This is a genomic window from Saccharothrix variisporea (genome assembly GCF_003634995.1).
Lineage (GTDB): Bacteria > Actinomycetota > Actinomycetes > Mycobacteriales > Pseudonocardiaceae > Actinosynnema > Actinosynnema variisporeum.
The window spans coordinates 9,113,830-9,132,558 of record NZ_RBXR01000001.1 but is presented as its reverse complement, the minus strand read 5'-3'; the positions used below and the strand labels follow the sequence as shown (position 1 = coordinate 9,132,558).

Below are 18,729 nucleotides of genomic sequence, written 5' to 3'. Positions count from 1 at the left end.
TCAACGCACACGCTCGGTGACTCACCGTACCGGGTGCACGACTGTCGAGCGTCACCAATCCGAGGGGCTAGCAGCACCCATCCGCAGCGCACCTCCTCCGGCGAAGCCGGCAAGCGGCAGTCCGCCTGCCGAGTGGCAGTCCGCCTTGCCGAGTGGCAGTCCACCGGAGGGGACACAACTCAACTTGGGCTTCTTGCTTTTGTCATCTCCGTATGGCCTGCCCGAAGGGCTACCACATTTTCCAGGGGTTGCAGCCGAAAGTTTTGCGAGGAACGAGCAAAAGTTTTAGCGGCAACCCCTGGAAAATGTGGTAGGCTCCGCCAGGCCATACGGAGATGACAAAAGCAAGAAGCCCCCGCCGTTGCAGTTGAGTCATCTTTGGTGGCCTTGAGGGGCTAGAAGAATCTCGGACAGGCGTCTCTTTGGTTTTCAGGCCGCCTGGTTGCGCGAGAACCAGGCGGACTCTACCTCGTTCGGTGTCCGGTAGTCAATTCCGGAGTGGATTCGGATCTGATTGTAGCGTAGTTCGATATAGCCGGTGACGTCTTTGCGTGCGTGTTCGCGGGTGGGGTATTCGGTGCGGTTGACGCGTTCGTTCTTCAGGGTGCCGTTGAACGATTCGGCCCAGGCGTTGTCGTAGCAGTTCCCGGTGCGGCCCACGGAGCGGCGGACGCCGAGTTCGTCGGCGAGGGCGGCGAACTCCGCGGACAGGTACTGCGTGCCGCGGTCGCTGTGGAATATCGTCTCGCCGCGTCGGAACGGGAGGTTGCGGGCGGCCATGCGCAGCGCGTCGGTCACCAGTTCGGTGCGCAGGTGGTCGGCCATCGCGTAGCCGACGACCTTCTTCGAGTGGCAGTCCAGCACCGTGGCCAGGTACAGCCATCCTTCCCAGGTGCGGATGTAGGTGATGTCGCCGACCAGTTTCGCCGCCGGGGCGTCGGCGGTGAAGTCGCGGCGGACCAGGTCGGGCAGGGCGGCGGTGTCGCCGGCGACCGTGGTGACCGGCCGCCACGGGCGCGGCTGGCAGGCCACCAGGCCCAGCCCGCGCATGATCGTGCGCACCGTCCCGGGGTCGGCGACCGTGCCCCGGCGAGCCAGCTCGGCATGGACACGCCGGTACCCGTAGGTGCCGTCGGAGTACTCGAAACAGGACCTGATCCCGGCTTCCAGGGCCTCGCGGCGGCGGGCGGTGGCCGAGGGTTCCCGGTCGCGCCAGGCGTAGTAGCCCGACCGTGACACCTTCGACCACCGGCACATGGACGCGACGGAGTGGTTGCCTTCTTCGGAAGCGATGAACGCGTACTTCGCGGTCACTGGTGCTTCTTCGCGAAGAAGGCCACCGATTTTCCCAGGAACCGGTTCTCCTCCTCCAACTCCCGCACCCGCCGCTCCAACTCCTTCAGCCGCGCCCGCTCGTCCCCGCTCAATTCCGGACCGGTGGTGTCGTGCCCGGCCCGGAACTCCCTGACCCAGTTCCGGATCGTCTGCCCGGTAACCCCGCAGTCACGTGCCACGTCGTCGACCGGCCGGGACCTGTCGACCACTTCCCGGGCCGCCGCCTCACGAAACTCGGCACTGTAACGCCGCGACTTCTTGTGTGCCACAACCACTCCGTTCAGTCACCCCATTCTACTTTGGGTCACTGTCCGAGATTCTTCAGGCACCTCACCTGCCCGCCGGCGAGGCTCTTTTAATCTTTGAACCGGAACGCTCCGCTCTCAAGCCGAACGCGCTGCGCGCTCTCAAGATCAAAAGCTGAAAAGCGGCGCTCGCCGCGCGGCAGGCCGCCAGCGGGGGGTGAAGGGCGTCGGTTCCCCCGCCGTATGACCTGGCGGAGCCAACCACATTTTCCAGGGGTTGCCGCTAAAACTTTTGCTCGTTCCTCGCAAAACTTTCGGCTGCAACCCCTGGAAAATGCGGTAGCCCTTCGGGCAGGCCATACGGCGGGGGAACCGAGGCCCTCCACCTGTGGTTGAGACCACCACACAAAAGCGCGCTGCGCGCGCCGAAAAGCGAAAAGCTGCGCTGCGCGCGCCGAAAAGTAAGCGCGGGACGCCGCCGAATCGGCTTCGGCGGCGTCCCGAGGTCGGTGGTGACCGGTCAGGTGCGGATGCGGTCCAGGCGGACCACCGTGGTCTTGTCGACCTGGACCACGTTGCCGTAGTGGGGGTCGGTTGCCCAGCCGTGCGTGGTCACCTCGACCAGGCCGCGCTGGAACGGGGTGGTGCCGGTGGGTTCGGCCACTGCCGTCCACGCCGTGCCCGCGCCCGGTACGCAGTCGACCGACGTCGAGTAGTCGCCGCGGATGAGGACGTTGTGCTTCACCTGCGTGACCCGGCCGTTGAGCTGGATGCGCACGGGCGTGGAGCAGTCCACGGTCCCGCTGATCGTGGCCTTGCCGCTGATCGCGCTCGCCGTGCCGTTGGTGGACACCGCGATGTCCATGGTCAGCTCCGCGGGCGGCGGCGGGTTGAGGAGGTGGATCTCGCCGCGCGCGGCGGACGTCGAGAACTCGCAGTGCTGCTCGAACGTGGCGTCCAGCTGCTCGACGTACCCGCGCGGGCCGAACTTGATCGTCTCGATGGTGAAGGTCCCGCCGAGCTCGTTGCAGCCCCGCCCGTTGCCCGAGTAGTCCAGGCCCGGCCGGGTGCTCGGCTGGAACGGGTAGCGCTGGGCGTCGGTGTACGTGCCGGCGGCCAGGACCTGACCCTCCGGCGCGGCGAACTCGATGGTCCACCAGTCGCCGTTCGCGCCTTCGATCCCGACGCGCACGTAGTCGTTGTCCTGGCTGCCGGTCAGGGTCAGCACGTCGTCGGCGTCGCTGTTGTACTTGTACGACGACCCTCCCGTGACCCAGTCGCCAGGGTCACCGGTGATCGACACCGTGCCGGTGGTGGCGGTCGCCGCGCTCGCGGGCGACGCCAGCGACACCAGTGCCGCCGTCGATGCCACGACGGCGACGGCGGCACGGCGGACTAACGACCGTCTCGAACCCTTGGCACTCTTCACGAATCCCCCTCATGTACGGGTGGTGCTGGACAACGATCATGTCCCGCGGGAGGTTCGGACGCCGGAGGTTCGCCCGGCATGCCTTCCTTCGTCCCACTGACAGCGTCCGATTCACCGAACGCGGACCCGTCCACTCGGCGTCATGGACCCGCCGACACCGGCCTGATCAGATCTGATCCTTGACGACTCAAGGCGCTCTTGCCTGTTCACGTCGTGCACCCGTGCTGGGCCAAGGGATCGGGCGCTGTGTGTGCGGCGTGGCGCTCCTCGGCGACGGCGGCTGATTGGCTGGCTGATGTGACCCTTGACACGATCACTCGTGATCGTATTTACTGCTCGAGATCTCTAGCGATCAGATTCGATCGCATCTGCGCATCGCGTCTGGTCGGTCGCCACCGTTGCCGAAGGGCGGGCACATGTCGTCGTATCCGTCCCCGCGGACCGGGGCGCCGACCCGGGACGATCGGAGTCGGGACGGCTGGACGCGTGAGGACTGGGCGCGCACCGCGGACGGCATGCTCCGCGCGGTGCGGCCGTACGCCTCCCCCGGCCACGCCCGCATCACCCTGCCCGGCCCGCCCGGTGGCTACGGGTCCGACGTGGACGGACTGGAGGGCTTCGCCCGGACGTTCCTGCTCGCTGGCTTCCGGATCGCCGGAGAGCGCGGGGCCGACCCCGGCCACCTCGCCGAGTGGTACGCCGAGGGCATCGCCACCGGCACCGACCCCGCCTCGCCCGAGCGCTGGGTGCGGCTGGACGAGCACCCCCAGGCCAAGGTCGAGGCCGCCTCGCTGGCGCTGGCGTTGGACCTGACCCGGCCGTGGCTGTGGGACCGGCTCGACGCGGCCGTCCGGGAGCGGGTGGTCGCCTACCTGGCGCCGGCGGTCGGCGACCCCACCTACCCGCGGATCAACTGGGTGTGGTTCCGGCTGGTCGTGCAGGCGTTCCTGCGCTCGGTCGGCGGCCCCTGGTCGGCCGCGGACGTCGAGGAGGACCTGGCCACCCACGACGGCTTCCTGCGCGAGGACGGCTGGCTGGCCGACGGGCACGAGCGCGCGTTCGACCACTACGTCGGCTGGGCGCTGCACCTCTACCCCCAGCTGTGGTCCCGGATGGCGGGCGCGGCGGGCTTCGCCGAGGCGCGGCGGGCCCGTGACACCGCGCTGCTCGACCGGTTCCTGCTCGACGCCGTCCGGTTGGTCGGGGCGGACGGGTCGCCGCTGGTGCAGGGTCGCAGCCTGGCCTACCGGTTCGCGGCGGCGGCGCCGTTCTGGGTCGGCGTGCTCGCCGAAGTGCCCTCGACGCCGCTGGGGGTCCTGCGCCGGGCCGCCACCTCGGTCGTGCGGCACTTCACCGACCGGGGCGCGCCCGACGACCGCGGGCTGCTGACCCTCGGCTGGCACGGTCCCTGGCCCCGCCTCGCGCAGTCCTACTCCGGGCCGGGCTCGCCGTACTGGGCGGTCAAGGGGATGTTCGGTCTCGCGCTGCCCGCCGACCACCCCGTGTGGACCGCAGAAGAACTGCCGCTCCCGGTGGAGCGGGACGACTACGTGGACGTGATCAGGGCACCGGGGTGGCTGGTCAGCGGCACGGTCGCGGACGGCGTGGTGCGGGTGGTCAACCACGGCACCGACCACGCACTGCCCGGCGACACCAAGGGCGACTCCCCGCTCTACGCGCGGCTGGGCTACTCCACCGCCACCAGTCCCCTGCTCGACCGCGACAGCTGGGCCGACCCGCACGACCAGGCCGTGGTGCTGCTCGACGCCCGTGGCCGCGGCACCCACCGGTCCGGGATGACCGCCGGGCCCGTCCGGACCGTCCAGTCCGGCGGCGTGCGGGTGGCCGTGGGCTCGTCGTCGGGTGTGGTGCGCTGGCTGGAGCCCGACCGGGCGCAGCAGGACCACGGCTCCGGCTGGACCGGCCGCCACCAGGACGCGGGCACGCTGCAAGTGCACTCGCTGGTGCGCGGCCCGTGGGAAGTGCGGCTGGTCCGTGTCGACGACCTGGCCGATGACCGGACGCCCACCCTCCTGCGGCTGTCCGGCTGGGCGGTGACCGGCGCGCGAACCGGCGAGACCGGACCCCGCAGCGCCCTGGCTCTCGGCGACGACGGCACCCGGTCGAGCCTGACCGCCCTGATCGGCACCCCGACGCGCACGGGCGTGGCGGTGCGCGCCGACGCCAGCCCTCTCGGCGCCCTCGCCTCGGTCCCCCAGCTGCACCACCCGGTCGCCACCGGCACGTGGCTCGCGGTCCTGGTGGAGCTCACCCGCGACCCCGCACCGTGGGCGGTGCGGCCCGAGGTCGAAATCCGGCACGACGGGTCCACCACCCGGGTCACCACGCGATGGCCCGACGGCGCGCGGACCCGCGTCGCGACGGCCTGACGAACGCACCCCACCGCACGGCCCGTGGCTCTCTCAGGAAGTGAAGGAACCATGCAACGCAGCAGGTACTCCGTCCTCGCCGCCTCGCTCGCCGCCCTCTCGCTGGTCGCCACCGCCTGCGGCTCCGACGACCCGGCCGACGCCGGCGGACCGGTCACGCTGTCGATGAGCGCGTGGACCCTCAGCTCCACGCCCGAGTTCCAGAAGCTCGCCGACGCGTTCCACGCGCAGAACCCCGACATCAAGGTCGAGTTCAAGGAGTACGACGCCACGAACTACGACACCCAGCTCACCGCCGACCTCGCCGCCGGCAGCGCGCCGGACGTCTACGTGCTGAAGAACCTCAAGAACTTCGTCACCTACCAGAGCGGCGACCAGCTCCTCGACGTGTCCGACGTCGCCTCGTCGCTGGGCAGCTCGGCCAACGGCCTGGCCAACTACAAGGCCGAGGGCGTCACGTATGCGGTCCCCTACCGCCAGGACTCCTGGTACCTCTACTACAACAAGGACCTCTTCGCGAAGGCGGGCGTGCAGCCGCCGGCGGCCACGTGGACGTGGGCCGACTACGAGAAGGCCGCGGAAGGCCTCGCCAAGGGGCTCAAGGACAGCGGTTCCCCGGCCAAGGCCGCCTACCAGCACGTCTGGCAGTCCACCGTGCAGGGGCTGGCGCTGGCGCAGACGCAAGGCGCCGACCTGATCAGCGGTGACTACGGCTACCTCGCGCCCTACTACAAGCGCGCCCTGCAACTCCAGCAGTCCGGCGCACAGGTCGACTACGGCACGGCCTCCACGAACACGTTGCAGTACCAGGCGCAGTTCGGCACCCAGCAGGCCGCGATGATGGTGATGGGCAGCTGGTACGTGGCCACGCTCGTCGCGCAGCAGAAGTCCGGTGCCGCACAAGCGTTCCAGTGGGGGTTCGCGCCGGCGCCGCAGCGCGACGCGAGCACGAAGGACAAGCCGGTCACCTTCGGCGACCCGACCGGGCTGGGCATCAACGCCGCCATCGACGAGGCCAAGATCGCGGCGGCCAAGAAGTTCCTCGCCTTCGCCGCCGGTGAGGGCGGCGCGGCGGCCCTGGCCTCCATCGGCGTCACCCCCGCGACCCTGACCGACACGGTGACCGGGGCGTACTTCGGGGTGGCGGGCGTGCCGACCGACGAGCTGTCCCGCTTCGCGTTCACCAACCACGACACCAAGGCGGAGAACCCGGTCTCCCCGCACACGGCGGCCGTGCAGAACGTCCTGAGGGAGACGCACTCGGCGATCATGTCGGGCAGCTCGCCGGTCGAGGCGGCGCTGGACGAGGCGGGCAAGCGCGTGCGCAGCGAAGTCCTCCAGTCCAAGTGATCTCCCGTCGTCCACCGATGCAGGAGTCGATGTCGATGAGCACCACGACGGTCGGCGGTCCGCGCGCCGGAGGGGCGGACCGCGCGAGGCGGTGGCACAGGGCGCGCCGGTCGTTGCATGGCGTGTCGTTCGTCCTGCCCAACTTCCTCGGCTTCGGCCTGCTCACGCTGGGCCCGGTCGTCGCGCTCTTCGCCATCTCCTTCACCAACTGGAACGTCTTCGGCAAGGCCAAGTGGGTCGGGCTGGACAACTTCACCCGCCTGCTGAAGGACACGAGCTTCCACCGGGCCCTGCTCAACACCCTGTACTACTCGGCGCTGCACATCCCGCTCACGTTCGCGCTGTCGCTGGGCCTGGCCCTCCTGCTGGACCGCAAGCTGCGCGGTGTCGCGTTCTTCCGCACCGCCGCGTTCTTCCCCTACGTCACCTCGATCGTGGCCATCGCGATCGCGTGGAACCTGTTGTTCAGCAAGGACTTCGGTCCGATCAACCAGGTCCTGGGCTTCTTCGGCGTGGCCGACCCGCCCGGGTGGACCGCCTCGTCGTCCTGGTCGATGCCCGCCGTGATCATCGTCGGGGTCTGGCGCGAGATGGGCTACTACATGCTGTTGTTCCTGGCCGGGTTGCAGACCGTGCCGCCCGAGCTGCACGAGGCCGCCCGCATCGACGGCGCGAACGCCTGGCAGCGCTTCCGCAACGTGACCCTGCCGTGCCTGCGCCCCACGACGTTCTTCGTCACGGTCATGCTGACCATCGGCAGCTTCAAGGTCTTCGACCTGATCCTGGTGATGACCGACGGCGGCCCCGGCCAGTCCACGCTGGTGCTCTCGCAGTACATCTACCAGAAGGGCCTGGTGGAGAACCGGTTCGGCTACGCCTCCGCCATCTCGGTCGTGCTGTTCGCGTTGTGCATGGTGGTCACGGCGGTGCAGTTCGCCGTCAACCGCAGGAGGAACGGCTGATGACCGCGTCGCACACCACGCTCGCCCCGGTCCCGCCGACGAGCGTCGAACCGCCGCCCGCGGCCACCGGGCCGCGTCGGGCCAAGCGTCTCCCGGTGGCCGGCAAGGTGGTGGGTTACACCGTGCTGGTGGTGGCGGCAGCCGCGTTGCTGCTGCCGTTCTTCTGGATGCTCTCGTCGTCCTTGAAGACCAACAGCTCCATCTTCGCCGTGCCGGTCTCGTGGCTGCCGGACGTGCCGCAGTGGAGGAACTACGCCGAGATCTGGCGTGTTTCGGACATGCTGGTGTGGTTGAAGAACACCATCTTCCTCTCGGCCGTGGTGACCGTCCTGCAGCTGTTCACCGGCAGCTTCGCCGCCTACGGGTTCGCCAAGACCCGCTTCCCGGGCCGCAACCTGCTGTTCCTGGTCTACATCGGCACGATCGCGGTGCCGTGGCAGGCGTACATGATCCCGCAGTTCATCATGATGTCGGAGATCGGCCTGACGAACACGCCGTGGTCGATCGTCGCGTTGCAGGCGTTCAGCGCCTTCGGGGTGTTCCTGATGCGCCAGTACTACGCCACCATCCCCGACGAGCTGTGCGAGGCCGCGCGCGTGGACGGCCTGAGCGAGTACGGCATCTACTTCCGGATCATCCTGCCGCTGTCGGTGCCCGCCCTGGCCAGCCTGACGCTGCTGACCTTCGTCACCACCTGGAACGACTACCTGGGGCCGCTGATCTACCTGCGCGACCCCGACCTGTGGACCATCCAGCTGGGGCTGAAGTCGTTCGTCAGCGAGTACAACGCCGAGCACGCGCTGATCATGACCGGGTCGGTGCTGTCCGTGGCGCCGGTCGCCGTGGTGTTCCTGTTGGGGCAGCGGTATTTCGTGCAGGGCATCGCCACCAGCGGCATGAAGGGGTGAGCGCGGTGAAGCACGAGACCTACAACCGGGTGTTCGCCACCGCGTACACGTTGCTGGCCACCGGCACGCTGGTGGCCTGCGCGACCGCGCCGCTCCTGGCCGCCCTGCTCCTGCCCGGTTGGCCGCTCGTGGTGGTCACCGCCCCGCTGGTCGGCCCGGCCGTCGCCGCCGCCCACGCGATCTTCGCCGACGACCGCGCACCCGTCGTGCGCGGGTACGTGCGGGCGTGGCGGCGGCACGCCCGCAGGTCGCTGGTGGTGTCCGGCGCGGCGACCGGTGTCGTGCTCGTCGTGGCGGTCGACATCCGCGCCGCCTGGGGCACCTCGGTCGGTGCCGTGGTCATCCCCGTGCTGGCGGTGCTCGCCGCGCTGGCGGTGGCGACGGCCCTGGTGGCGCTCACCGCCGTGGTCGAGCGCCCCGACCTGCCCGTGCGCCGACTGCTCCCGGCCTGCCTGACCCTGGCCGTCCGCGCCCCGCACCTCACCGTGCTGTCGCTGGCCGCGCTGTGGGTGCTGGGCACGGCGATCAGCGCTGCGCCGGTCCTGGCGGTCGCCCTGCTCACCGGCCCGACGCTCTACGTCATCTGGGCCGGCAACCGCGCCACCCTGCGCCCCGTGCTGCCCGCCACCGCCTAGTCGGCCCGCGTTCCGCCGTCGAGCGCGTCAACTGGAGGAGCGCACGATCAGCTGCGGCTCGACGACGATCCTGTGCACGGGACGGTCGGCGTCGGGATGCCGGAGCCTGCTCACCAGCAGGTTCAGGGCGGCGATGCCCACGGCGGCCTTCGGTGGGCGCACGGCGGTGAGGGGTGGGTCGCACAGTTCCGCGACCTCGTCGTCGTAGCTCACGACCGCGAGGTCGCCGGGCACCTTGATGCCCCGTTCCCGGCACCGCTCCACCAGCGAGATGGCCTCGGGGTCGGAGTGCACCAGCAGCGCGGTCGTCCCGGTCCTCAGGCAGTCGTCGAGCAGGCCGTCCAGGGTCGCCGCCCAGCCCGGGTCGCGGCGGTCGGCCGCCCGCACGTCGGGGGTGCCCTCGACCGGCAACCCCAGGTCGGTGCACGCCGCCAGCCACCCCCGGTGCACGTGCCGGCTCGTCGGGCTGTCCGCGTTCGCCCTGATGCCGATGCGGCGGTGTCCCCGCTCGGCCAGGTGGCGGACCGCGAGGCCGGCGCCGAGCGCGTGATCGCTCACGACCGATTCCATGGCGCCCCGGTACGGGTCGGTCGCGGCGCGCTCGACCAGGACCACGGGCAGGTTGGTGGACCGCAGCCACCGCACCAGCTCCTCGCCCCCGGTACCGGTCGTCGTCGGCGCGACGAGGAGACCGTCGACCCCGACCGAGTCGATCAGCGTGGCCAGCTGCTTGCGCTCGTCCACGGCCTCGTAGGTGGCGCCCCGCAGCACGATGCGCACACCGGCCTCGTCCGCCGCCTCGCGCACGCCGCGGATGACGCCGGGCCAGTAGTAGTTCAGCGAGGGGACGACCATCCCGACCGTGAACCCGCGCCGCACGTCCGCGGTGGCCGGCACGACGACCGGCTCGCGCTCGCCGACCGGCGGGTGGTCGACCGCCGTCGCGCCGCCGTACACGCGCTTGACCAGCCCCTTGGCCGCGAGTTGGGCGATGTCGCGGCGGACGGTGATCGTGGAGACGGCCAGGTCGTCGGCGAGGTCGTTGATCCGGACGGTGCCGTGCTCCCGGACGAGTTCGACCACCCGCGCCTGCCGTTCGGTCGGCAGCAGCGCCTGCACGCCCGACGACACCCCGTCCTCGATCATCCCGGCACCTCCACCGCACCGTCACGACGGCACGAGCCGGTCCTCCGGTCGTGGTCGATCACAATCAGATCATATCCGAACAGGTCCGATCCAAACGATCGAGACGGTCCGCAGCCGCGCCGACTACGACCGTGCCGGTTCGCCTTCGCCGGGCGCGGAAGACGACGAGCGCACGATCAACCGGGGCTCGATCACCACGCGGTGCGCGGGCCGGTGCGGGTCGGGGTCGCGCAGGGCCGCGATCAGCAGGGCGGCGGCGGCCCGGCCCACGGCCGACTTGGGCGGCCTGACCGCGGTCAGCGGCGGGTCGCACAGCTCGGCGACCTCGTCGTCGTAGGTCACGACCGACAACCCGCCCGGCACGTCGATCCCCCGTTCCCGGCACCGCTGCACCAGCGAGATCGCCTCCGGGTCGGAGTGGACGACCAGCGCCGTCGTCCCGGAGTCCAGGCACGCGTCGAGCAGGTCGTCCACCACGCCCGGCCACGTCGGGTCGCGCTGGTCGACGGTGTGGAAGTCCGGGACGCCCTCGACCGGCAGCCCCAGGCGTGCGCACTCCTCCCGCCAGCCGTGCCGGACGTGCACCGAGGTGGGACTGTTGACGGTCGTGCTCACCCCGATGCGGCGGTGCCCCAGGTCGGCGAGGTGGCGCACGGCCAGCCCGGCGCCGCGGGAGTGGTCGCTGACCACGGATTCGAGCTTGTCGCGGTGCTCGTCGTGCGGCAGCCGCTCGACGAGCACGACGGGCAGGTCCAGCTCGCCCAGCCGGCGCACGAGGTCCTCGCCCCGCTCGCCGGTGGTCGTCGGCGCCACCAGGACGCCGTCCACGTCGGCCGACTCGATCAGCCGGTCGAGCTGGCGCAGTTCCTCGTCCGCCTGGTAGGTGGCGCCGCGCAGCACGAGGCGGGCGTTCTCGGCGGTCGCGGCCCCGCGCGCGCCCTTGATCACGTCCGGCCAGTAGTAGTCCAGCGACGGGACCACCATGCCCAGGGTCAGCTCCGCCGGGTGCCGCGGCACCGCAGGGCCCCGCGCGGACGCCCCTACGTCGATGAGGGTGGCCCCGCCCCGGACCTTCCTGATCAGGCCCTGCTCGGCGAGCAGGACGAGGTCCCGGCGGACGGTGATCGGGGACACCTGCAGCTGGTCGGCGAGGTCGTGCACCCGCATGGTGCCCCGGGCGCGGAGCAGCTCGACGACCTTGGCCTGCCGTTCGAGGGGCAACATGGCCGACGAGTCCGACGCGCTCATCCGAGCACCTCCACGTGATCGCTCGCGGACCGCCGGCGCGTCCACTCCCGGCTACCAGGCCTGGAAATTAGCACGCGCACACCCGGCGGATGGATCACCACGCGTCCCGCGGTCGTCGGGGAGCCGCGCGCGATGACGCCCACGGTGCAGCCGGTTCGGAGCGGCTACCGCAAGACGCCGAAGGGTGGCAATCAGAGCGTCCGATCCACCGCCGTCTCTTCGGACACCCGGCCGGATCGCGCAACGGTAACCCGATCGGCGGATGCCGAAGGGGTGATGTGAACGGACACTGACAGCGGTCTGGGAGCGCTCCCAGGGGACCTGAGCGCCCGACCGGCACCCTGTCGTCGATCAACGAGGATTTGGCGGTACACATGCCCCGCTCCACGGAGAACCCCGCCCACCGACCGGGAGCCACCCGGCCGCCCGCGTCATCCCGCGCCAGGGCCTGGCGGATGTCAGCGGTCTTCGGCGCCTGCCTGTCGCTGCTGACGACCCTGCTGGTGGTCGCGTTCGGCGCGGGCAACGCCTCGGCGCACGGCGCGGTCAGCGACCCGCCGTCGCGGCACTACGGCTGCTACTTCAGGTGGCCCAACGGCCCGTCGCAGCAGATGGCCGCCGAAGACCCCATGTGCTACCAGGCGTGGCAGGCCGATCCCTCCGCCATGTACAACTGGAACGGCCTGCTCCGCGAGGGCGTCGCCGGCAACCACCAGGCGGCCGTTCCCGACGGGCAGCTGTGCAGCGGCGGCCTGACCTTCAACGGTCGCTACGCCGCGATGGACAAGCCCGGCCCGTGGATCGCTCCGCCCAAGCCCAGCCGGTTCACGCTCAACCTGAACGACACGTCCTCGCACGGCGCCGACTACATCCGCGTCTACGCCACCAAGCAGGGCTTCGACCCCAAGACCCAGCCGCTGAAGTGGAGCGACCTGGAGCTGGTCGGCCAGACCGGCAAGATCCCCACCGGCACCCGGACGCCCGTCGAGATCAACGCCCCCGGTCGCAGCGGCCACCACGTCCTGTTCACGGTGTGGCAGGCCAGCCACCTCGACCAGAGCTACTACGCGTGCAGCGACGTGACCTTCACCGAAGGCGGCACCACGACCACCACAACGCCGACCACGACCACCACGACCAGCACCACCACCACGAGCACCACCACGAGCACGACGACGACGAGCACCACCACGACGACCAAACCGCCGGCGGGCTGCTCGGCCACGTTCCGCGTCGCCTCCCAGTGGAACGGCGGCTTCCAGGGCGAGGTGCGCGTCACCGCGGGCACCGCGCCGATCAGCGGCTGGACGGTGAACTGGACGTTCGCCAACGGTGAGCGCATCAACAACTCGTGGAGCGCGACCCTGACCACCAGCGGCTCCACCGTCACCGCCCGCAACGTCGACTACAACGGTTCGCTGGGCGCGGGAGCCGGCACGACCTTCGGCTTCGTCGCCACGGGAACCGCCGGCACCCCCACCCTCACCTGCTCCGCGACCTGACCACCCGCCGGTCCGCCCACCACAGACCACCGTGGTGGGCGGACCGGGAGCCGGCGTCGAAAGGCGCACACACCGCAGCCCGCGCGTCCACTTCGGTCACAACAGCCCGGCGAGCTTGTACAGCACAAGCGATCCGGCCACCGCGACGTTGAGCGTCGTCCCGTGGCCGACCATCGGGATCTCCACGGCCTGGTCGAGCAGTCCGACCGCCTCGGCCGGGATACCGTGCCGTTCGTGACCGAGCACCGCGACCGTCGCACCACGGGCCGCGGGGAGATCGGCCAGGCGAACGGCCTCGTCGGCGAGCTCGACCCCCAGCACCCGCAGCCCGTCCTGGCGTTGCCGGGCCAGCCACCGGACCGGGTCACCGGTGAAGTGCACACAGGTCCGGTGCCGCAGCGTGTTGCCACGGGCCAGCGCCTCCGGCACCCACGGCAGCCTGGGCACGGCGAGACACGCCCCCACGGCGTCACAGGTCCGCAGCAGCGTGCCCAGGTTGGAGCCGTGCATCGGCCACAACGGCGCCGCGATGAGGTGCCCCCAGCACGAGTGCGCTCGACGCCGGCGAGCCGTCCGCAGCTCCGCACGGGTGCGCACCCTGACGGCACTCACGACATCCGGGAGGAACCCTCCCGCAGGACAGAAGACCCGATCATCACAGGGGGTGCTTCGCGGCGCACCCGGGCCATCGTCGACGACACGATCACCGTGCGGAGGGCTCGAACATTCTCCTCCCACTTCAACATATAGCGCACCGGGGGGCTTGCGGCAAGACCCCGATCGCACTGCACACTCTGCGTCCGAAGCCCGCTCCAGGTGCGGGGTTCGAGGGGATCAGGGCACACGCGTGCGGCTGACGGTCGCCGTGCCCGCTCGGCCGTTCGCGGCCACAATGGACTTTTCAGGGGAGAAGCAGTGGTTGATGCCCGCAGCAGTGTGGCAACGTCCTTCGCGCACGGTCGCTACGTGCTGGACTTCCACGAGATCGACCAGGACCTCGTCGCGGCCGTCGGTGGGAAGGGCGCGCACCTGGCGGAGCTCTCCCGGATCGACGGCGTCGACGTGCCGCCCGGCTACTGCGTGACGACGGACGCCTTCCGCCACGTCGTGCCGGCCGCGCTCGGCGACCGCCTGGACCGTGTGGACCGCTTGACCCCGGACGACCGGGACGCCATCGGCGCGCTCAGCGCGGAGATCCGCCGCGTGGTCGAGGAGGTCGAGCTGCCTCAAGACCTCGCGGACGCGATCACCGCCCCGCTCGCCGAGGACGCCGCCTACGCCGTCCGCTCCAGCGCGACGGCCGAGGACTCGCCCACGGCCTCGTTCGCGGGCCAGCACGACACCCACCTCAACGTCGTGGGGCGCGCGGCGGTCCTGGCGCACGTCAAGTCGTGCTGGGCGTCGCTGTTCACCGAACGGGCCGTGGTCTACCGCCTGCGCAACGGCTTCGACCACCGCAAGGTCCACATGGCCGTGGTCGTGCAGCGGATGGTCTCGCCGGAGGCGTCCGGCATCCTGTTCACGGCCGACCCCGTCACCTCCAACCGGGAGGTCGTGAGCATCGACGCCGGGTTCGGGCTGGGTGAGGCCCTGGTCTCCGGGCTGGTCAACCCGGACGTCTACCGGGTGCGGGGCGACGAGGTCGTCGGGAGGACGATCGGCACCAAGCAGGTGGCGATCGACGCGTCACCCGGTGGTGGGACGCGGCAGCGGGACGTCGACCCGGACTCGCGGCGGCGGCCCGTGCTGAGCGACGAGCAGGCGGTGGCGCTGGCGCGGCTGGGGCGGCGGATCGAGGCGCACTTCGGCCGGCCCCAGGACGTCGAGTGGTGCCTGGTGGACGGCGGTTTCCGGATCGTCCAAAGTCGACCGATCACCACGCTGTTCCCCGTGCCGGAAACGGAGCAGCCGGGCAACCGCGTCTACCTCTCGGTCGGCCACCAGCAGATGATGACCGACCCGATGACACCGCTGGGCCTGAGCTTCTGGCAGATGACCACGCCGCGGCCGATGTCCGAGGCCGGCGGGCGGCTGTGGGTCGACGTGACCGAGCGCCTGGCCTCGCCGACCGGGCGCGACCAGCTGCTGGAGGTGTCCGGGAAGTCCGACCCGCTGACCCGCGACGCTCTGGAAACGCTCCTCGAGCGCGGGGACTTCACCCTCACGCCGCCGGCCGAGGAACCGGGCGACCTGCTCCCCGGTCGGGCCGCGACGCCGATCGACACCGATCCGGCGATCGTGGCGGAGCTGATCGAGGCCACCCGGGCGTCGTTGGCCGCCGTCCGGCGCGAGATCCGCGAGAAGCACGGCTCGGAGCTGTTCGACTTCATCCGCCAGGACCTGCGGGAGTTGCAGCGGGTCCTGTTCGACCCGCGCAGCTTCCAGGTGCTCATGGCGGGCATGGACGCCACGTGGTGGCTCAACGAGCGGATGCACGAGTGGCTGGGCGAGGAGAACGCGGCCGACACGCTCACCCTGTCCGTGCCCGACAACGTCACCTCCGAGATGGGGCTGGCGCTGCTGGACGTCGCCGACGTGGTCCGCCCGCACCCGGAGGTCGTGGCCTTCCTGCGCGAGGTCGAGGACGACGGCTTCCTGGACCGGCTGCCCGAACTGCCCGGCGGGCCGGAGGCGCGGGACGCGATCCTGGCCTACCTGGACGAGTACGGCATGCGCTGCGTCGGCGAGATCGACATCACCCGGCCCCGGTGGAGCGAGCACCCGGTCACGCTCGTGCCGGCGATCCTCGCCAACGTCGACACGTTCGAGCCCGGCGAGGCCCGGCGGCGGTTCGAGCAGGGGCGGCAGGAGGCGTGGAAGAAGGAGCAGGAGCTCCTGGAGCGCTTGCGGGTCCTGCCGGACGGCGAGCGCAAGGCCGAGGAGACCAAGTCGGTGATCGACCGGCTGCGGACGTTCGTCGGGTACCGGGAGTACCCCAAGTACGGCAAGGTCTGCCGCTACTTCATCTACAAGCAGGCGCTGCTGGAGGAGGCCGACCGGCTCGTGCGGGAGGGCGTGCTCGGCGACCGCGAGGACGCGTTCTTCCTCCGCTTCGAGGAGTTCCACGACGTCGTGCGCACCGGCCGGGTCGACGACCGGCTCGTCCGCGACCGCAAGGAGCAGTTCGCCGCCTACCTGACCCTGACGCCGCCGCGCGTGCTGACCTCGGCCGGTGAGGCCCTCAACGGCTCGTACCGGCGCTCGGACGACGTGCCCGCCGAGGCACTGGTGGGCCTCCCGGTGTCGGCGGGGACCGTCGAGGGCCGCGCCCGCGTCGTCCTGGACATCGCCGACGCCGACCTGGAAGCGGGCGACATCCTGGTCACCACCTACACCGACCCCAGCTGGTCGCCGCTGTTCGTGGTGATCAAGGGCCTGGTGACGGAGGTCGGCGGCCTGATGACGCACGGCGCGGTGGTCGCCCGCGAGTACGGCCTGCCGGCCGTCGTGGGGGTGGACCACGCCACCCGGCTCATCCGGGACGGCCAGCGCATCCGGGTGAGCGGGGCGGGCGGGTACGTCGAGATCCTGTCCTGACGCGACCGGCGGGGGCGACCGGGTCGCCCCCGCCCTGCCGTCAGGGGCGCAGGACGTTCAGGTCCACGTGGCCGTCGATGCCGGACACGCCGGCGAAGTTGTGCAGTTGCCAGATGTGCCAGTCGCCGTCGGGGCGGCGGAGGAGGTGCCTGGTCCACCGGGGGCGGTCCTGGGTCACGGGGTACCGCTCGTCCCAGTCGTCACCGACGTAGAGCACGACCGGCCGCCGCCACGCCGCCTCCACCTCGGCGAGGAAGGCGTCCACCTCGCGGCGCACCGCCTCGACGTCCGGCCGGGCGGCGCAGTTCCCGCCCAGCTCCAGGTCCAGCGCCGGGGGCAGCGCGGCGGGGTCCGGTGGCGCGGTGGCCAGGAAGTGCCTGGCCTGCGCCCGACCGTCCGAGCACAGCGACAGGAAGTGGTACGCACCCCGCGGCACACCGGCCGCCGCGGCACCGGCCCAGTTGTCGGCGAACCGCGAGTCCACCCAGTCCTCACCCTCGGACGCCTTGACGTAGGCGAACGAGATCCCGTCCTCGGCAACGGCCCGCCAGTCGACCACCCCTTGGTGGTTGGACACGTCGACCCCGTACCGCTCCCCGTCACCCAGGTCCGGCCGCCACTCCCGCAGGTACAGGTAGGCGCTCCCCCCGATCACACCCAACGCCACCACGACGACCGCGGCCACGACCAACCACCGCCGCCTCCCCCGCTTGATCACCACACCATCATGCCGGCGGCGGTCGGTCACAGCGGGTCGAGGCGCACGGGGGACGGGACGGTGGTGGCGAACAGGCGGTACCGCATCCCGGGTCGGGCGGTCCGCGGCAAGGGGACGCGGACCCGATGAACGCCACGCCTCCGTGGTCCACCGCGGACGCGAGCACGAGGGACATGTGTCGAGCGTCACCGTCGCGCCGAAAGCCTTCCGCCCGCCAGGCTTACCACCTGCTCCCGACCGTGATGCCGCGCGCCCACTCGACGGCCTCGTCGCGCTGCCGCTCGCGCAGCGGGCCGGTGGTGCCGGTGACCCAGAACGTCTTCGGCGGCGTGGCCGGCGGGAAGCCCAGCTTGCGCAGGCGCTTGGCGATGAGCTTGGCGGCCGAGCCGGGCAGGATGCCGACCTTCACGCGGGTGTCGAACGCGACCGCGACCGTGCCGTTGACGTTGTGCGCCAACACGTCCAGCCACTCGCGGACACCACGGCCCGGCGACACCAACGGGCTCGCGGTCTGCTCGGCGGCCGACGTGCGCGTGCTGGGCCGACTGAGGCCGAAGGCGTGCGTGGGCGCGCCGACCACCAGCAGCTCGACGTCGTCGGGCAGCGTGTCGGGCGCGTGCGACACCTCGACGACCTCGACGTCCCCGAAGCCGGTCAACCCTTCCGCGACCGCTTCGGCGACCGTCCGGGTGTTGCCGAACATCGACTCGTAGACGACCAGCGCTCGTGCCATGGCACTCTCCTCTCCTCGGGCCGGCACGCGTTCGCCGTGCACGACGGCGGTGGTCGCGGGCGGGGTGCTCGTGGTCGCCCGGGTCACCGGTTCGTCGGCGTCGGCGCGGGCGCTGAAGGCGTCGATCACCTCGACCCGCGCCCGGACCGGCGGTGGCTGTCGACTTGCCGACCACTCGTGTCGGCTCCCACGCTCGTCCCCGCGCGCCGCCGGCCACAGAGCCCTTGGTCGTCCCGCAGGTCCCTGTTCACTCGGGACCTTGGCCACTGCCACCCACCCCGCGGCCGGACGAGCATCGGGGTATGCACGAGATCGCGAACATCCACACCGAGCTGGCCGACGGCATCCCCGCCGAGGCGGGCGACTACGCCCGCACCAAGGTCGAGGCGCTGGCCCGCTACTCCCCCGCCGACGTCCCCGTCGCCACCGCGCGCCTGGACTTCGACGGGCCGCGCCGGGTCACCGCGCACGGCCGCCTGGACGTCGACGGCGTCCCGGTCAACGCCAAGGCCACCGGCGACACCTACACCGAGGCCGTGGACCTGCTGCAGGACAAGTTGAAGCACCAGCTGCTCGCGATGAGCGACTGAG

General features: G+C 71.1%; 15 protein-coding genes. 8 read left to right on the top strand and 7 right to left on the bottom strand.

Annotated features, from left to right (window positions below; all coding sequences use genetic code 11):
• Positions 1 to 429 precede the first annotated feature (429 nt).
• Positions 430 to 1,604, bottom strand: a protein-coding gene (locus DFJ66_RS40930) for an IS3 family transposase (protein ID WP_121227012.1) whose coding sequence is annotated in 2 segments (ribosomal slippage) — positions 430 to 1,349 and positions 1,349 to 1,604 — 1,176 coding nt in all. Because the reading frame shifts where the segments join, the coding sequence is not laid out codon by codon here.
• A 496-nt stretch (positions 1,605 to 2,100) separates the two neighbouring features.
• Entirely contained in the window at positions 2,101 to 2,952 is an 852-nt protein-coding gene (locus DFJ66_RS40925; protein ID WP_246030128.1) for a hypothetical protein, read from the bottom strand.
• 473 nt (positions 2,953 to 3,425) lie between these two features.
• On the opposite strand from DFJ66_RS40925, the gene DFJ66_RS40920 reads away from it, so the two are divergent.
• Genes DFJ66_RS40920 through DFJ66_RS40900 form a run of 5 tightly spaced genes read left to right on the top strand, consistent with a single transcriptional unit; the run spans position 3,426 to position 9,254 of the window.
• The gene (locus tag DFJ66_RS40920) at positions 3,426 to 5,399 is read left to right on the top strand and encodes a DUF2264 domain-containing protein (protein WP_121230048.1); all 1,974 of its coding nucleotides are present in this window, start codon (positions 3,426 to 3,428) and stop codon (positions 5,397 to 5,399) included.
• Positions 5,400 to 5,450: 51 nt separating this feature from the next.
• Positions 5,451 to 6,749 carry an ABC transporter substrate-binding protein gene (locus DFJ66_RS40915; protein WP_121230046.1) on the top strand — a complete coding sequence of 433 codons (1,299 nt, stop codon included), beginning with the start codon at positions 5,451 to 5,453 and terminating at the stop codon, positions 6,747 to 6,749.
• 35 nt (positions 6,750 to 6,784) lie between these two features.
• Positions 6,785 to 7,711 carry a carbohydrate ABC transporter permease gene (locus DFJ66_RS40910; protein ID WP_211351487.1) on the top strand — a complete coding sequence of 309 codons (927 nt, stop codon included), beginning with the start codon at positions 6,785 to 6,787 and terminating at the stop codon, positions 7,709 to 7,711.
• The gene (locus tag DFJ66_RS40905; RefSeq protein ID WP_121230042.1) at positions 7,711 to 8,619 is read left to right on the top strand and encodes a carbohydrate ABC transporter permease; all 909 of its coding nucleotides are present in this window, start codon (positions 7,711 to 7,713) and stop codon (positions 8,617 to 8,619) included. The genes DFJ66_RS40910 and DFJ66_RS40905 overlap by 1 nt, the downstream gene beginning before the upstream one ends.
• A 5-nt stretch (positions 8,620 to 8,624) precedes the next feature.
• Entirely contained in the window at positions 8,625 to 9,254 is a 630-nt protein-coding gene (locus DFJ66_RS40900; RefSeq protein WP_147459533.1) for a YesL family protein, read from the top strand.
• 27 nt (positions 9,255 to 9,281) lie between these two features.
• Here DFJ66_RS40900 and DFJ66_RS40895 read toward each other — a convergent pair whose 3' ends face one another.
• Both DFJ66_RS40895 and DFJ66_RS40890 read right to left on the bottom strand, forming a co-directional pair.
• Positions 9,282 to 10,400, bottom strand: a complete 1,119-nt coding sequence (locus DFJ66_RS40895; protein WP_246030127.1) for a substrate-binding domain-containing protein — start codon at positions 10,398 to 10,400, stop codon at positions 9,282 to 9,284.
• Positions 10,401 to 10,523: 123 nt separating this feature from the next.
• Positions 10,524 to 11,648, bottom strand: a complete 1,125-nt coding sequence (locus DFJ66_RS40890; RefSeq protein ID WP_246030126.1) for a substrate-binding domain-containing protein — start codon at positions 11,646 to 11,648, stop codon at positions 10,524 to 10,526.
• Between the two features lie 455 nt (positions 11,649 to 12,103).
• Here DFJ66_RS40890 and DFJ66_RS45355 point away from each other — a divergent pair, with 455 nt between their 5' ends.
• Positions 12,104 to 13,150, top strand: a complete 1,047-nt coding sequence (locus DFJ66_RS45355; protein WP_121230038.1) for a lytic polysaccharide monooxygenase auxiliary activity family 9 protein — start codon at positions 12,104 to 12,106, stop codon at positions 13,148 to 13,150.
• 96 nt (positions 13,151 to 13,246) lie between these two features.
• On the opposite strand, the gene DFJ66_RS40880 is transcribed toward DFJ66_RS45355, so the two are convergent.
• Entirely contained in the window at positions 13,247 to 13,762 is a 516-nt protein-coding gene (locus tag DFJ66_RS40880; RefSeq protein ID WP_121230036.1) for a TrmH family RNA methyltransferase, read from the bottom strand.
• Positions 13,763 to 14,086: 324 nt separating this feature from the next.
• Here DFJ66_RS40880 and rph point away from each other — a divergent pair, with 324 nt between their 5' ends.
• Positions 14,087 to 16,687, top strand: coding sequence for a rifamycin-inactivating phosphotransferase (gene rph / locus DFJ66_RS40875; protein ID WP_121230034.1), 2,601 nt, complete (start codon positions 14,087 to 14,089; stop codon positions 16,685 to 16,687).
• 40 nt (positions 16,688 to 16,727) lie between these two features.
• Here rph and DFJ66_RS40870 read toward each other — a convergent pair whose 3' ends face one another.
• Together DFJ66_RS40870 and DFJ66_RS40865 are read right to left on the bottom strand one after the other, a co-directional pair.
• On the bottom strand, positions 16,728 to 17,405 hold the full coding sequence (locus DFJ66_RS40870; protein ID WP_170200032.1) for a GH25 family lysozyme: 678 nt from the start codon (positions 17,403 to 17,405) through the stop codon (positions 16,728 to 16,730).
• A gap of 220 nt (positions 17,406 to 17,625) precedes the next feature.
• Complete coding sequence (locus tag DFJ66_RS40865; protein WP_342777008.1) at positions 17,626 to 18,405, bottom strand: flavodoxin family protein; 780 nt, start codon at positions 18,403 to 18,405, stop codon at positions 17,626 to 17,628.
• Between the two features lie 35 nt (positions 18,406 to 18,440).
• Here DFJ66_RS40865 and DFJ66_RS40860 point away from each other — a divergent pair, with 35 nt between their 5' ends.
• Positions 18,441 to 18,728, top strand: coding sequence for an HPF/RaiA family ribosome-associated protein (locus DFJ66_RS40860; protein WP_121230028.1), 288 nt, complete (start codon positions 18,441 to 18,443; stop codon positions 18,726 to 18,728).
• The last annotated feature ends 1 nt before the right edge of the window (position 18,729 follow it).